The 14,190-nt window shown below is 44.9% G+C and carries 16 protein-coding genes; 11 read left to right on the top strand and 5 right to left on the bottom strand.

The annotated features are described in order from the left end of the window. Nucleotides 1–48: 48 nt before the first annotated feature. The 3 genes from QGN29_RS00815 to QGN29_RS00805 all read right to left on the bottom strand — a co-directional run bounded on the left by QGN29_RS00815 (nucleotide 49) and on the right by QGN29_RS00805 (nucleotide 1,308). Nucleotides 49–357 (bottom strand): winged helix-turn-helix domain-containing protein, encoded by a 309-nt coding sequence (locus QGN29_RS00815; RefSeq protein ID WP_310798743.1) that lies wholly within the window; start codon nucleotides 355–357, stop codon nucleotides 49–51. A gap of 5 nt (nucleotides 358–362) precedes the next feature. After that, entirely contained in the window at nucleotides 363–992 is a 630-nt protein-coding gene (locus QGN29_RS00810) for a hypothetical protein (RefSeq protein ID WP_310798742.1), read from the bottom strand. A gap of 124 nt (nucleotides 993–1,116) precedes the next feature. After that, entirely contained in the window at nucleotides 1,117–1,308 is a 192-nt protein-coding gene (locus tag QGN29_RS00805) for a DUF1192 family protein (protein ID WP_310798741.1), read from the bottom strand. 64 nt (nucleotides 1,309–1,372) lie between these two features. Here QGN29_RS00805 and QGN29_RS00800 point away from each other — a divergent pair, with 64 nt between their 5' ends. From QGN29_RS00800 to QGN29_RS00790, 3 genes are all read left to right on the top strand, one after another. Next, complete coding sequence (locus QGN29_RS00800) at nucleotides 1,373–2,347, top strand: NAD(P)H-quinone oxidoreductase (RefSeq protein WP_310798740.1); 975 nt, start codon at nucleotides 1,373–1,375, stop codon at nucleotides 2,345–2,347. A gap of 167 nt (nucleotides 2,348–2,514) precedes the next feature. Then, nucleotides 2,515–3,123, top strand: a complete 609-nt coding sequence (locus QGN29_RS00795; RefSeq protein WP_310798739.1) for a DUF1013 domain-containing protein — start codon at nucleotides 2,515–2,517, stop codon at nucleotides 3,121–3,123. A 128-nt stretch (nucleotides 3,124–3,251) separates the two neighbouring features. Next, nucleotides 3,252–3,746, top strand: coding sequence for a response regulator (locus tag QGN29_RS00790; protein ID WP_310798738.1), 495 nt, complete (start codon nucleotides 3,252–3,254; stop codon nucleotides 3,744–3,746). Nucleotides 3,747–3,784: 38 nt separating this feature from the next. Here the strand turns inward: QGN29_RS00790 and ygfZ are convergent, their stop codons facing one another. Beyond that, the gene (gene ygfZ / locus QGN29_RS00785) at nucleotides 3,785–4,597 is read right to left on the bottom strand and encodes a CAF17-like 4Fe-4S cluster assembly/insertion protein YgfZ (protein ID WP_310798737.1); all 813 of its coding nucleotides are present in this window, start codon (nucleotides 4,595–4,597) and stop codon (nucleotides 3,785–3,787) included. A gap of 315 nt (nucleotides 4,598–4,912) precedes the next feature. Between ygfZ and pal the strand changes: the two genes are divergently transcribed. The 8 genes from pal to QGN29_RS00745 all read left to right on the top strand — a co-directional run bounded on the left by pal (nucleotide 4,913) and on the right by QGN29_RS00745 (nucleotide 13,441). Continuing rightward, a complete protein-coding gene (pal, locus tag QGN29_RS00780) occupies nucleotides 4,913–5,488 on the top strand; it encodes a peptidoglycan-associated lipoprotein Pal (protein WP_310798736.1) in 576 nt (191 codons plus the stop codon). A 98-nt stretch (nucleotides 5,489–5,586) separates the two neighbouring features. Continuing rightward, complete coding sequence (locus QGN29_RS00775; RefSeq protein WP_310798735.1) at nucleotides 5,587–6,489, top strand: hypothetical protein; 903 nt, start codon at nucleotides 5,587–5,589, stop codon at nucleotides 6,487–6,489. 54 nt (nucleotides 6,490–6,543) lie between these two features. Next, complete coding sequence (gene tilS, locus QGN29_RS00770; RefSeq protein ID WP_310798734.1) at nucleotides 6,544–7,776, top strand: tRNA lysidine(34) synthetase TilS; 1,233 nt, start codon at nucleotides 6,544–6,546, stop codon at nucleotides 7,774–7,776. 146 nt (nucleotides 7,777–7,922) lie between these two features. Continuing rightward, the gene (gene ftsH / locus QGN29_RS00765; protein ID WP_375164618.1) at nucleotides 7,923–9,860 is read left to right on the top strand and encodes an ATP-dependent zinc metalloprotease FtsH; all 1,938 of its coding nucleotides are present in this window, start codon (nucleotides 7,923–7,925) and stop codon (nucleotides 9,858–9,860) included. 2 nt (nucleotides 9,861–9,862) lie between these two features. Next, nucleotides 9,863–11,014: a dihydropteroate synthase gene (folP, locus tag QGN29_RS00760; RefSeq protein WP_310798731.1), complete on the top strand. Its 1,152-nt coding sequence runs from the start codon at nucleotides 9,863–9,865 to the stop codon at nucleotides 11,012–11,014. Then, entirely contained in the window at nucleotides 11,011–11,808 is a 798-nt protein-coding gene (gene thiD / locus QGN29_RS00755) for a bifunctional hydroxymethylpyrimidine kinase/phosphomethylpyrimidine kinase (protein WP_310798730.1), read from the top strand. Before folP ends, thiD begins: the two co-directional genes overlap by 4 nt. Before the next feature lie 2 nt (nucleotides 11,809–11,810). After that, on the top strand, nucleotides 11,811–12,674 hold the full coding sequence (locus tag QGN29_RS00750; protein ID WP_310798729.1) for an alpha/beta hydrolase: 864 nt from the start codon (nucleotides 11,811–11,813) through the stop codon (nucleotides 12,672–12,674). 2 nt (nucleotides 12,675–12,676) lie between these two features. After that, on the top strand, nucleotides 12,677–13,441 hold the full coding sequence (locus QGN29_RS00745) for an alpha/beta fold hydrolase (RefSeq protein ID WP_310798728.1): 765 nt from the start codon (nucleotides 12,677–12,679) through the stop codon (nucleotides 13,439–13,441). A 71-nt stretch (nucleotides 13,442–13,512) separates the two neighbouring features. Here the strand turns inward: QGN29_RS00745 and QGN29_RS00740 are convergent, their stop codons facing one another. Next, the gene (locus QGN29_RS00740) at nucleotides 13,513–14,130 is read right to left on the bottom strand and encodes an energy transducer TonB (protein WP_310798727.1); all 618 of its coding nucleotides are present in this window, start codon (nucleotides 14,128–14,130) and stop codon (nucleotides 13,513–13,515) included. Nucleotides 14,131–14,190 lie beyond the last annotated feature (60 nt).

The following is a 14,190-nucleotide window of genomic DNA, read 5'->3' as shown; positions in this document are numbered from 1 at the left end:
GCCTCTTTTTATAAAATTTTATGCCGCAAGTGAAAGCTTGCGGTTTTTTTATTCAACATTGGATAAGACAGATTTAAGTGTGTCAAGATAGATAGACAAGGCCTCACGACCCATGTGTGTGATCCGGCATGTTGTTAGAGGCTTTCGCCCAGCAAAAGATTTTTCAACTTTTATATAGCTAGCTTCTTCTAGCTTTCGAATATTAACGGATAAATTTCCTTGGGTTACTTCAAGTGAAGTCTTCAGTTCCACAAAGGACGCTGTGTCCGCATTGGCAAGGTATACCATAATACCCAACCGTATGCGGCCATGTATGATCTCGTTAATTTTATTGATTTGAAGCTCAGGCGTGCTCATAAGGATTATTTCCCTGACCGAGCCATTTTCAGTCCGGAGAGCCCCATGAGACCAATCATGGCTGCCCCCAAAACAAGGAAATATGTCGTGCCATTATCAATGAATATGCCCATGGCAAGGGCGGTAATGAACCAACCAGCAGTGACAAGATACATCCATGTATATCTTAGGATCATCGCTGCTGTAAACCATGCCGACCCTTGGAAAGCACAGATCACAATTGGGAATAACATCCATAAAGAGACATCCTGTCTTGCATAGGTCATCCACCCAATAATAACAGCCATCACAGTGTTAGCCATGCCGATGCCGGCAAACATAGAGCCCACAGCTCGTGACGCTGTTCCAACTTCATTGAGGGAGGGAGTGTCTATGCGTGCATAATAAATGCATATGGCAATATATATGATGGTCGGTAAAATAGAAATCGTGAGCGCTGTGAGGCCTGAATATTCATATAGGCCCAAGAAAGCAAGCCATGTGAGCAAACATTGAATGCCATAGATAAGCCCAGCGTAACCATATAAGATGCCAGCAATTTTCAAGCTAGGATTATGTTCTGCGACAATTCCTTTAATGAAATCAAGATCAGCCTGTGCCTGTTTAACCGTTTTATCTGCTATGTCTTCACTCATGATGAGAGCTCCACATTTCCAATTATCTGGGGTTGGTATGATGAGTGTGACTCATATTCATCGTGTATATCAAAACTAGTTTGAAAAATAAACTAAAATTCAACATATTCGACGGATGACCTTTTTATTTGAAGAGGGCTTCTGCTGCAGAGAGGCTATCCCCTCTCAAGGCCTTCTCAGCTTCGGCTCGTTTAACCTCTAGATGTAATCGCTCAATGCGATCCACAAGCTCCTCAACTCCATGGGTGGAAAGGTCCTGTTTTTCTAGGGCTTCGAGCTCATCAGATTTCCTTAATGGCAAATCATCCATATCCATTGCGCTTCTCCTTGCATGTTCAGTCAAGACTTGGCAGTTTATATCTATAAATAGGGAGATGTAAATGCGTGCTATTGAGATATCTAAACCCGGTGGGCCTGAGGTGCTCAGTGCTGTAGAACGCCCTAAGCCTTCCCCTAGTTCAGGGGAAGTGTTGATTGCAGTGAAGGCTGCTGGCGTTAATAGGCCTGATATAGTTCAGCGACAGGGCTTTTATCCGCCGCCTCCTGGTGCAAGCGATATTCCTGGCCTTGAGGTGGCAGGCATTGTTGAAAGTGTTGGTCACGGTGTAAAAAATATAGCCATTGGTCAGCGTGTTTGTGCCCTGCTCACGGGCGGAGGATATGCGGAATATGGCCTTGCATATGCCGAATGTGTTCTTCCGATTCCATCAGGTCTAGATTTTATTGAAGCAGCAGCACTGCCTGAGACCTATTTTACTGTTTGGTCTAATCTCTTTGATCGAGCAGGTTTAGAAAATAGTGATACGCTTTTGGTGCACGGCGGCTCATCAGGTATTGGATCAACGGCTATCCAATTAGCCAAGGCCTTTGGCTCAGATGTGATAGCAACGGCAGGTTCTGATGATAAGACTGAATTTTGCAAGAATCTGGGGGCAGATTTAGTTATAAACTATCGAACTGAGGACTATGTGCAAATCATTTCGGAGGCCCGTTCTGCAGGGGTGAATGTCGTATTAGATATGGTTGGTGGTGATTATATTGATAGAAATATCCAATGTATGGCTCCTGAGGGGCGCCATGTCTCTATTGCTTTTTTAAAAGGCCCAAATCTAACTTTGAATATGCTGCCAGTGATGCTGAAAAGATTAACCTTAACAGGCAGTACCCTCAGAGCAAGGGATAAAGAGTTCAAAGGGGCAATAGCACAATCCTTACATGAAAAGGTCTGGCCTCTCCTTGAAAATAAATCCTGTGTCCCTCAGATCTATAAGACCTTTCCACTTGATCAGGCAGAAGATGCTCACGCCCTCATGGAAACAAGTGAGCACCAGGGGAAAATTATCCTCACAGTGTAAATTTTATCTCTGATCAGATTCCAAGTGACAGGCGCAACTTTGAGTGCTAGTGTCCTTGCATGAAGATTAGTCTTCTCCCTCAGCTTACAACTCAATAAAGCTTAGGGGCAGGTTTCACCCAAAGGGTGGTCTGCTGGGAAGACACCTGTATTTAAAGGGGAAAGAGGATGACTCAGCCACTTATGCCAATGGCTACAGCAGTATGGCTCGTAGATAATACGGCACTGACATTTAAACAAATCTCTGATTTTTGTTCTATTCATGAACTAGAGGTTCAGGGCATTGCCGATGGCACTGTCGCGATAAATATGGTTGGCCAAGATCCAATCAACAATGGTCAATTGACTTGGGATGAGATTAACCGCTGTCAAGCGGATCCATCTGCAGCCCTTGTTCTTTCTGTCGCTGATATTGCTCCGCGTCAAAGAACTAAAGGGCCACGTTATACACCGCTCTCTAAGCGGGGTGACAAGCCTGATGCGATTGCTTGGCTCGTACGGAATCATCCAGAGTTGACAGACCTGCAGATTAGTCGCCTGGTAGGTACAACGAAGCCAACAATTCTAGCCATTCGTGAAAAAACACACTGGAATATTTCTAATATTTCTGCAAAGGATCCTGTGGCTTTGGGTCTATGTAATCAAATAGAGTTGGATGCTGCAGTTCAGCTAGCAGCGTCGCGTCAGCAGAAAGCAGCACCGGCCGAAGATGTTAAGGTCGAGAGCGAGCCTGCTGTTACACTGAGTGTTGATTCAGAGACAGCGGCAGATGCGTAAAATTTTAAAGAATAATGAAAGGGTAGGCTTGTGGGGATAGGCCTATCCTTTTCGCTGGACAATTATATGAATTTCTTGTGTAATTTAAGGTGAGATTGTAAACTTGTTTTTCTCTCGAGAGGTGTAAATTGAGCAAAAAAAGTTTATCCGAATTGAATGTTGTCCTTGCGCTACCAAATCAGCAGGTTGCCCAAGGCATTTCAAATAGCCTGCGGTCTGAGGGCATCAAACGCATCGCTTATGCATCGACAAGCAGCGAAGCGCTTAACGCGATGGCTTCTTCTGGCGGCCGTGTTAATATGTTTTTCTTAGCCTCAAACCTTGAGCCCCATGGTGGCATTGATTTTACTCGTTTTGTACGTATGACAAATTCTCCGATGGCTAGGGCGGATATCATTTTACATTTAGATGGTGAGGTAACTAAGGAGAGAGCCTTAGAAGCCCGGAATGCTGGTGCAAGTGCCTTGATGATTGGCGATATAACTGGTGCAGTTGTTCTGAAACAGATGGAACAGGTGATTTCAGTTCAGAAGAAATTTATTACATCTGATAGCTATACTGGACCAGATAGACGGCGTCTCAACCCACCGCCCTATACTGGACAAGAAAAACGTCAATCGTAATTTTCTTTAGTTGTTTAATAAGAGAGAGCAGTGCCCCGTTAGAGTAGGATGATGGGGACGCCATTACAAATTAAGGACTCCTCTTTGTATTTTAAGCGCACATAGGCAAGGCCGCTTTGTCGTGCAACACTTTTCATGGTACCAGCATTTTTCCCTGTTTCAGTCACGATTTCCATATTTGCCTCGACTGAACCTGGATGTTTAACGGGCAATAAACTTTTCTTGATGGTTGTTCGGTGTTTCATGCGTGTCGTTTGTTCTTGTCCAATGTAACATCCTTTGGTGAAACTGACGCCGTTATTCGCTTCTGCTCGGCATTCTAGCCAGAAATATTTATCAACTTCCTGGTCCTGACTGCCTTCAGGAATGCCCAGTGTTAAGCGCTCAACTTCATAATCTTCCGCTTTGAGAGGATCAAGGCTGTGAGCGATTTCATCGCCAAGCGTTAAGTTGATGCCTTTAGGAATAATCCCGCGGCGGCCTAATTTCCAGTGCCTTGGATCAGTGAAAGTAGGATAGGGGATGTCATCGTCCCCCCACAAAGCCCAAATTCTTGATTCATCAGAAAGGTTCCCAATCTCCACCTTTGCCCGTAATTTAAACATCATTAAGCGTTTCCAAAGATCTTCGGCCCGTGAGAGTTCACAATCAACTAGGATCGCGTCGTCTAGCTCGTAGAGGATGAAATCAAAAAGATATTTTCCTTGAGGGGTTAGAAAAGCAGCATAAAGCGGTGATTGCGGTGTAAGACGGTCCATGTCAGATGTGACAAGACCTTGCAAAAAGCTCTTTCTCTCCTCGCCAGTCAGCTTGAGAAGACCTCTGTTTTTGAGCATGAGTGCTTGTGTCATAAATAGATCCTTTTTCAACTATTCTCATCATATAAGCGCCTCTGGGGCAGATTCAACAGTTTCTATCTTTCAGAGGATGGTAAGTGCGATAAAATCATTAAAATTTTATGAGATTGTCATACTTTTGTCGTTCAGTTGCTATAAATCACTAAATCGTTATAAAAAACATTGTTTTAAGGGCAATCTGGTGCTTGTCTTTGGTGAAATGCGTGGTTATAGTGAATCGCAATTAGCTAAGCTTTTAAAGCGAAAGGCTTACTTTGCACATTATAATGATACCATTCCGGGGCAATACCCTTATTTGGAGGACAAAGAATGACATTTAATCGCACAAGACTTAAAGTTGTAGCAGTGGCAGCAGCAACACTCATGGTAGCAGCATGCTCTAATGATTCCAGTGATATGAATAAATCCACTGAAAATCAACAGGTCGATGTTCAGTCAAATAACGGTGAAAATATTTCTGGGGTTAACAATCCGCAAATGACGGAAACTCAACTTGCAGAGCAAAGAGAGCTTGAGACATGGTATTCTAAAGATGCCAAAGGGATTGAGATGTATGCTGGCGCTGATCGTGTCTTGTTCGCCTATGATAGCGATGAACTAACGGATGCTGCTCGTCGTATTCTTCAAAGACAAGCTGAATGGTTAAATCATTATGGGGATGTTAGTGTTGCGATTGAAGGTCACTGTGATGAGCGCGGAACACGTGAGTATAACTTAGCACTTGGTGAGCGTCGTGCGATCGCTGTTAAGAACTACCTTCTTGCCCTTGATGTCTCTGCGGATCGTCTGACAACAATCAGCTACGGTAAAGAACGTCCAGTAGAAGTTGGGACTGGTGAAGGTGTGTGGTCTAAAAACCGTCGCGGTGTTTTGGTGATTAGATAATCACTGCCAAAGACTAAGAATTTAACTGCCCCGCTCCGGACCCCTTATGGCATTCTGGGCGGGGCAGATTCATGAATAGCAATAGGGTAGAGAGTTATATGCGTATTTTTCTTGCAGTTGTTTTGCTTGTTTCAGGAACCATTTTTTCGGTTGGGGACGCTCATGCTCAGAGCCGAAAAGAATTGAATGCAAAAATCACGAATCTCGATCTACTTGTCCAACAGCTAAAGATTGATCTTAAGCGAGCTGCCGATGGTGACGGCAAAAAGATGCGCATTATCATTGCTGATATGTCTGCCAAGATGACGTCTCTTGAGCGTCAGCTTAGGGCCCTGACCGGGCGCCTAGAGGAAATGGAAGAACGTCAGCGACAATTTTCTACGGAGATTGATGGGTTAAGGCAGGAAATGGCTTTCCAGCTTCAAGCTTTAAAAGCGGCCCCTGCGACAGAAGTTCCTACCGAGGATGCAGGTCAGTCTGAACAGAACGCGACCAATGTAGATTCTACAGCTATAGAATCTTCATCAACAGTCGAAGCTACAACCCCAACAAATCGGGCACCAGAAGCACTTGTAAATGAGGGTGTAAGCACAGCGATCACCTTGCCGGAAGGCACAGATAAACAACAATATGACTTTGCTTTTTCCTTCATTCATAAGCAAGACCTACCTAATGGGGAGGTTGCATTGAAACAGTTTATTGAGGCCAATCCGTCGTCCTCTCTTCTTTCAAATGCGCGCTATTGGTTGGGCCGTGTTTATCAACGACAAAATAAAATACCTCTCGCAGCGGGAGAGTTTCTCGCGATTATAGAAACCTACCCAAATAGTACTAAATATCCGGACGCCCTTGTAGATCTTGCCGATGTTCTCGTCAAATTAGGCGAAGAGTCCGGTCAAATTTGTGCTATTCTGGCCGAGTTCAATGGTATGGACAAAAAAGTCTCTGCGCGTTTAAGGGCGAGAGCAGATAGATTTTATAAACAGGCAAAGTGCCAGTAGTCGATTGACATGTCTCAGCTTGAAGATTTTTCAGCCTCTTTCCAGGATTTACAGTTGAGTAAATCCAATTGTTTGGCCGTAGGCGTGTCTGGAGGTGCAGATAGCTTGGCCTTGATCTTGTCGCTCAAAGACCTTGACTATACAGTTCACGCTCTCATCGTTGATCATGGCCTTAGGGCAGAGTCAACCAGAGAAGCGCATTCTGTCGCCAAAATAATGCAAAGTCATGACATTCCTTACTCAGTTCTAAAATGGACTGGGGAAAAACCACTTTCTAATATCCAGTCTCAAGCCCGCGAAGCACGATATGCCTTGATGAAACAGTGGTGCCTGTCTGAAAAGATTGGGAATCTGCTTGTCGCACACCATAGGGATGATCAAGCAGAGACCTTTCTTCTCAGACTTGCTAGAGGTAGTGGAATTAAGGGACTTCAAGCGATGCAGAAAGTGACCAGTTTAGATCCAAGTCTCAACCTGCTTCGGCCCTTCTTGAATACACCGAAATCAGATTTGGAATCTTATCTTCTTTCTAAAAATGTGACGTGGATCAAAGACCCCAGTAATGAGAATATTTCATTCGACCGGGTGCAAATCCGTAACTTTTTAAAGACCCCGCCTCACGAGGGTTTCTCTGCTCAACGTCTTGTTAACACAGCTCAATCGATGCAAAAGGCTCAATCCGCTCTCGATTATTATGTTTCCGAATGGCTAACAACTTGGGTTAACGCTACGGAGTATTGTTATGTGACAATAAATAGCGCTGGTCTTCATAAGGCCCCTGAAGAGATTGTTGAACGCAGTCTTACAGAAATAATAAAAAGTATTTCCGGTAAGGACTATGCGCCGCGCTATCAGAAACTCTTGACGCTTAAGGCACAAATGCGTGAGGGTGATTTTAAGGCGGCAACTTTGGACGGTGTTGTGTTTCGCTGTGCTGGCCCAGACCTAATCCTTGTCTACCCTGAAGAGAAAACGTTATTAAAGAAAACCGCAAAGCGGACCCATCACTATGGGGGAAGCTGGGAGCTGAGCTTTGATCCTTTCTGCGAAGAAATCAGTGTGGGTCCTTTGGGAAAAGAGGGATGGGCATCAGTTTGCGAGTTCGTAAGCCAGCGTTTGGATCATATCCCTTTCGAAGTTCGGCTGATTTTACCGACCTATAGAAATGCGGCAGGTGAAATTCTAGGTGTTTATACCCTTGGTTTAGATGCAAGCGCTATGGACCGAGTCGCGATAAAATGTAGGTATAGTGGGCCTTTTTCGCTAGGAGCATCCCTAGGTCCCTAAAATATCACCCAATATTTTCATAAACGCCTTGCAGGACCTTGTATTTATAAATAGAAAGCTTATCTTTCTCTTATCTGTGTGTGACAAGTCTGTTGCAACGCGTTAAAATAATAAGAACAAGTAGATTCCTTTAAAGGAAAAGAAGAGTGAACAGTTTTATGAAAAATTTACTGGTTTGGGTCGTGATCATTATGTTGCTAGGTGCGCTTTATAACGGCTTTAGCAATACCGATGCGAATATTGAGACCATACCCTTTTCTGACTTTAAAAATGCAGTCGCGGCGGGGACTGTTTCCGAAGTTAAGATAACAGGACAAGATGTTGTTGGTAAGTTTACTAGCGGTGAACAATTTAAAACAACAAAAATGGCGTTTGATTTGAATCTGGCGGATTTTCTCGTAGAAAAGAACGTCAAAGTGGTTGTTGAAAAGCAAGATAGTGGCATGTTGCTTGGGACAATTTTATCGTGGCTGCCATTCATCCTGATTATTGGATTCTGGATTTACATGATGCGCCAGATGCAAGGCAAAGGCGGTGGCGGTGGTGCCATGGGCTTTGGTAAATCTAAAGCCCGTCTTTTGAATGAACAAACAGAGCGGAAAACATTTGAAGATGTCGCCGGCATTGAAGAAGCTAAAGAAGAGCTGGAAGAGGTCGTTGATTTCCTCAGAGATCCTGGGCGCTTTACTAAGCTTGGCGGAAAGATTCCAAAAGGGGCGCTGCTTGTGGGCCCTCCAGGAACCGGTAAAACATTGCTAGCCCGTGCAATTGCAGGAGAGGCGAATGTGCCTTTCTTTACAATATCTGGATCAGATTTTGTTGAAATGTTTGTTGGTGTTGGTGCGAGCCGTGTTCGGGATATGTTTGAACAGGCCAAAAAGAATGCGCCGTGCATCATCTTCATTGACGAAATTGATGCAGTCGGCCGTCACAGAGGTGCTGGTCTCGGCGGTGGTAATGACGAGCGAGAACAGACGTTAAACCAACTCCTTGTTGAGATGGATGGTTTTGAGGCGAATGAAGGCATTATCATTTTGGCGGCAACAAACCGTCCAGATGTTCTAGATCCTGCTTTGCTTCGCCCCGGACGTTTTGATCGTCAAGTTGTTGTACCAAACCCTGATAAAAATGGTCGCGAGAAAATTTTGCAAGTCCATTCAGCCAAAGTGCCTCTCGCTCCGGATGTTGAACTAACAGTGATTGCAAGAGGAACACCAGGTTTTTCTGGAGCTGATCTTGCGAACCTTGTAAACGAAGCGGCATTGATGGCTGCACGTCGCAACAAGAAAGTCGTTTCTAATAAAGAATTTGATGATGCAAAAGATAAGATCATGATGGGATCGGAACGCCGATCTATGGTGATGACAGATGATGAGAAAAAGATGACGGCCTATCATGAAGCGGGTCATGCGCTTGTTTCTTTGATGTGCAAGCATCTTGACCCTATTCATAAAGCGACCATCATTCCGCGTGGTCGTGCACTTGGTATGGTCATGAGTTTGCCAGAACGGGATCAATATTCTTTCTCAAGAGGAAAAATGCATGATCAGTTGGCTATGGCTATGGGTGGCCGTGTGGCTGAAGAGATTTGTTTTGGCGAAGAAGAGGTTTCTTCGGGTGCCTCCGGAGACATTCAAGCCGCAACAGATCTTGCAAGAAAGATGGTGACCCAGTGGGGTATGTCAGAGAAGCTTGGCCCTGTTCTTTATACTGAAAATCAGCAAGAGGTATTCCTTGGCCATTCTGTTGCACAGTCACAAAACATGTCTGATGAAACAGCCAAATTGATTGATGCTGAGATTAAAAGATTTGTTGAAGAAGGCTATGAGCGTGCTCGTACAATCCTTACAGAGGGCAGAGAACAGCTGAATCAAATCGGCGAAGCTCTCCTCGAGTATGAAACTCTGACGGGGGATGAGCTTAAAGTTCTCATTAAAACAGGCAAAGTTGAACGGAAAGAGCCTGAAGCACCAAAGCCAGCGACAACGGTCTCTGCGCCCACGACGGGTCCTCAGACAGCTGAGCCAAAAGATGATCAGAATGACGCCGATGCAGTGTCAACTGAAGGCGATAAGGCTGAATAAACGTGCAGACAAATGATCTGAAACATCTACCGGAAGGGGCAAGGGTTTACCTTGTCCCTTCTTTACCTATTTGGGGTGATGAACGGTCCTTGCGTCTTGGATCCACGGGCCTCGGTTTTCGATCAGTACGGGTGATAATTCGTACACCAGAGACCCCTGCTCATCGAGTTTTCGATGAATATTTGCTTTGGGAAGAAGTCGACACCTTACATGTGTCTGACAGCATAAGAGAGCAAATAAATACACAACTTTCTCACCTTAGGTCACCTCGCTCTTCGCTAAAGCTTGAGGACGTGACAAAAGACCTCTCTTTCCTCTCCCCTTTGATTATGGGTGTGCTGAATGTGACACCAGACAGTTTTTCTGATGGGGGTGATTTTATAGATCCAGAGCATGCAATTGTTCGTGCTCGCCGTATGATAGCCGAAGGCGCTGATATTATTGATATTGGGGGAGAAAGTACTCGCCCTGGCGCCGCGCCTGTCTGGGAAGGAGATGAAGCTGAACGTGTTATCCCTGTCATCCTTGCTTTGGCAAAAGAAGGCGTGCCTTTGTCGATAGACACGCGCCATAGTTTTGTAATGGAAGAAGCCTTAAAAGCCGGTGCGACAATCATCAATGATGTTTCAGCCTTAACATATGATCCTGAAAGCCTTGCGGTAGCTGCCCAAAGCACAGCACCTGTAATTTTGATGCACTCAAAAGGAGAAAGCAAGCAGCAGCATATCTATGATGATGTGGTTTTGGATGTCTATGATTATCTAGCTGAAAGACGAGAGGTATGCCTTCAGGCCGGAATCTCAAAAGACAGAATAATCCTTGATCCGGGTATTGGTTTTGGCAAACGGGTTGTTGAAGATAATATGGCTTTGATGAATAGCTTGAGTCTTTTTCACAGTTTAGGCTCTCCAGTTTTACTGGGGGCTAGCCGCAAAAGATTTATCGGCGCAGTCACAGGAGTTGAGCAGGCAAAAGATCGAATGCCCGGCTCTCTTGCTTCGGCACTTAAAGCTTTTGAGCAAGGAGTGCAAATTGTGAGAGTTCATGATGTAAGCGAAACGAAACAGGCCCTTAAGTTAATTCAAGGGCTGCATGATCATGCTCTTATGGATCAACCTGGTCTGAGAGCAGAGCGGAAAGCTGAAGTATCATGAATGGGCGGGTCTTAATTATAGCAGGATCTGATAGCGGCGGTGGCGCAGGCATTCAGGCGGACATCAAAACCGTTACAATGTTAGGGGGGTATGCATCAACAGCAGTGACATGTGTGACAGCGCAGAATACCCTAGGGGTATCCGATATACATTCTATCCCACCTAAAATGGTTTATGAGCAAATAAAATCTGTTCTAGAAGATATTGGAACCGACGTAATTAAAACAGGTATGCTTTATTCTGCAGAAATTATAAAAGCTGTCGATAGGGCTCTCGAAGATTTTCAGTATACAGGTGATTTGATCGTGGATCCTGTTATGGTCGCTACTAGTGGCGCTCAACTGCTCAACCATGATGGCATTGCCCTTTATAAGGAACTGTTGCTACCCAGGGCCACGCTTGTGACGCCGAATGTTCCCGAACTTGAAACCCTAACTGGACGGACTATTGTTTCTGAAGAAGATCTGATTACCGCAGCAGAAGCGTTACTCTTGGCTGGCACAAAAGCTGTTGTTGCTAAGGGAGGTCACTTGCAAGAAGAATTAGACATCGTTCGAAATTTTTATATTTCACAAGACAGCCGGTTTTCCTTTGAGGCAGACCGTCTTCCTTCACGGAATACACATGGCACAGGCTGTACGCTAGCAAGCGCGTTAGCGGTCTCTCTAGCGCAAGAAATGCCTCTTTATGAAGCCTGTGAGCGTGCGAACAACTTTGTAAGTCGAGCAATTGAACAGGCGCCGAATTTAGGCAAAGGTGCAGGGCCTATGGGTCATGCTCAAGCCAGGGGGTAAGGATGAAGCTTTTTCTTTATTTTCTTTTATGTATCCTCATGACTTTATTTGGAGCCGTTTATGCAGAGGATCAGAAACCAGAAATCATGACTGCGCAGGCCTTAGGAAATTTCCCTGCTCCGATCCCAGATCACACCATATTCTACGGGGGCGGGGCGCCTCAATTTGGTGAGCTGTGGATGCCTAAGACACCAGTCCCTGAAAATGGCTTTCCTGTTATTATGTTTATTCACGGCGGCTGTTGGTATGCTGAATATGATATAAAGCATACGAGAAATTTGACGAAACATCTCTCAGACGCAGGGTTTGCTGTCTGGTCAGTTGAATTCAGAAGGATAGGACATGAAGGAGGAGGGTTCCCGGGGACTTTTGACGATATTTTAACTTCGGGTAAAGCGCTAGATAAACTGGCTGGCCCCCATAGATTAGATTTAAGTCGGGTTGTTGTATCAGGCCATTCAGCTGGTGGTCATTTGGCTCTGTGGTATGGCCGTGAAGCGAAGATTAAACCAAAAGCCGTGCTTGCTATGGCCCCTGCAGCAGACTTATCCTATCTTAGTAAAGAACAAACCTGTGGCAATGCTGCTACGAAATTAATGGGGGGAAGCCCAAAGGACAAGGCCGAAGCCTACAAAATGGCTGACACGGCCTTAAATCCACTACAAACAGTACCCCAGACTATTTTCATTGGAAAATATGATAAGACTTGGACGCCTGTCGCTTTGCGCTATGTAGAAGTACTGAAGGAGAAAATGATAGCACACACGGTGATAGAAGCCCCGCTTTCAGGGCACTTTGAGATGATAGATCCTCGTCATAAGACATTCTCTCTTCTTGTTAAAGAGTTTAAAAGGTTAGCGAATTAGATATGGACTTATTTTATAGGGAACGCGGTGAAGGGGAACCAGTAATCCTCTTGCATGGATTATTTGGCTCCAACGATAACCAAGGGGGCCTTGCGCGGGCACTATCAGAAAATTATAGAGTATATGGCTTTGATCTTCGGAATCACGGGAAAAGCCCGCACACCCCCGAGATGGGGTACGACAAGATGGCTGGCGATGTAATCGGTATGATGAATAAGCTCGAGATTGAATCAGCCCATTTTGTCGGACATTCAATGGGGGGTAAAACCTCAATGCAAGTTGCGTTGAATAACAGTCACAGAGTCAATAAACTTTGTGTGCTTGATATTGCCCCAGTTGCTTATGATCATCATCACACCCAGATACTGAAAGGGATGCGTAAGGTAACCGAGACAGAAATCTCGTCACGAGATGATGTGATAAAGATTTTAAGCTCTTATGAAAAAGAACCAGCTGTTTTATCTTTTCTAGCGACCAATTGGCGCCGAAATTCTGAAGGGCGCTGGGACCTGAGATTAAATTTGGACGCCATTGAAACTCATTACCAGCAGATCGTAGCGGGCAATAGCGGTACACCCTACAATGGCGATACTCTTTTTGTACGTGGCGGTGAAAGTGATTATGTTTTACCAGAACACCGCGAAAGAGTTTTATCCCTCTTCCCTAAAGCATCAGTCCGAACTGTGGGCGGAGCAGGGCATTGGCTTCATGCTGAAAAACCAGACATGGTCCAGCGTATCGTGAAACGTTTTCTTGACGGCGTGTAACGTGTAAGAAAGGCCCGCAGGGGTGGTAGGGGCCTTTGAATTTATCTAGGGTTGTTCGTTCTCACTCAAGTCTATTCCTTGGGTAGTTTGAACCAAAAGCGGTAGACGACATTCTCTACTGTCAGAGCGACACCCTGTCTCACCCGTGGTTGATAACGAAACTTAAGAGCTGCTTTGCGACTTGCCTTAAAAAAGACTTTGCCAGGGTCACCGTCCACAAAGCGAATACTAGTAGGGTCCACAGTGCCATCTGCGTTGACTGTCAAACTAATCTCACAATACCCCTCAATCCCCTTCTCCTGTGCGCTAATAGGATAGTTTGGACGGGTCGATGCAAGTAAGGTCATCTCGCCTTCACTCACAAAGCTATAATCAACATCTGATGTTGAAGTGGGAGGAGACAGTTCTGGTTGCTTGGGTATGAAAATATTGTTCTCTTGATCACCTGTCAACGGGGGTTCATAAGTGGGAGGGACAGTTACGGGAGGTATTGGCTCTACCGTCGTTGGTCCTTTCGGTTTGGGCTCGACCTCTTTATCCATTTGAATGACATTAGGAATTTTAGGCGGCTTAATGGGATCAAGATGAAGATCATCTTGCGCTACCAATCCAGACATTAGCATAAACAGGCTAAATGTCACACTACCACTAACTACTAAAGCTCCTGTATATCGTGTGGTTTGTCTCATTTCTCTCTCCTTTTCTGCATATGGATTATTAAGTAATAACATAACATAATCAATAATCCT

The sequence above is a fragment of the Temperatibacter marinus genome (assembly GCF_031598375.1).
GTDB classification, from domain to species: Bacteria; Pseudomonadota; Alphaproteobacteria; order Sphingomonadales; family Kordiimonadaceae; genus Temperatibacter; species Temperatibacter marinus.
The sequence above is the reverse complement of the archived record's forward strand: the minus strand, read 5'-3'. Positions and strand labels throughout refer to the sequence as shown.

Coding starts and splice junctions, on each gene's coding strand:
- QGN29_RS00740 (WP_310798727.1), bottom strand. CDS start 14,130: ATGAGACAAACCACACGATATACAGGAGCTTTAGTAGTTAGTGGTAGT.
- QGN29_RS00805 (WP_310798741.1), bottom strand. CDS start 1,308: ATGGATATGGATGATTTGCCATTAAGGAAATCTGATGAGCTCGAAGCC.
- QGN29_RS00750 (WP_310798729.1), top strand. CDS start 11,811: ATGAAGCTTTTTCTTTATTTTCTTTTATGTATCCTCATGACTTTATTT.
- QGN29_RS00795 (WP_310798739.1), top strand. CDS start 2,515: ATGACTCAGCCACTTATGCCAATGGCTACAGCAGTATGGCTCGTAGAT.
- pal (WP_310798736.1), top strand. CDS start 4,913: ATGACATTTAATCGCACAAGACTTAAAGTTGTAGCAGTGGCAGCAGCA.
- ygfZ (WP_310798737.1), bottom strand. CDS start 4,597: ATGACACAAGCACTCATGCTCAAAAACAGAGGTCTTCTCAAGCTGACT.
- QGN29_RS00815 (WP_310798743.1), bottom strand. CDS start 357: ATGAGCACGCCTGAGCTTCAAATCAATAAAATTAACGAGATCATACAT.
- QGN29_RS00775 (WP_310798735.1), top strand. CDS start 5,587: ATGCGTATTTTTCTTGCAGTTGTTTTGCTTGTTTCAGGAACCATTTTT.
- thiD (WP_310798730.1), top strand. CDS start 11,011: ATGAATGGGCGGGTCTTAATTATAGCAGGATCTGATAGCGGCGGTGGC.
- QGN29_RS00745 (WP_310798728.1), top strand. CDS start 12,677: ATGGACTTATTTTATAGGGAACGCGGTGAAGGGGAACCAGTAATCCTC.
- QGN29_RS00810 (WP_310798742.1), bottom strand. CDS start 992: ATGAGTGAAGACATAGCAGATAAAACGGTTAAACAGGCACAGGCTGAT.
- QGN29_RS00800 (WP_310798740.1), top strand. CDS start 1,373: ATGCGTGCTATTGAGATATCTAAACCCGGTGGGCCTGAGGTGCTCAGT.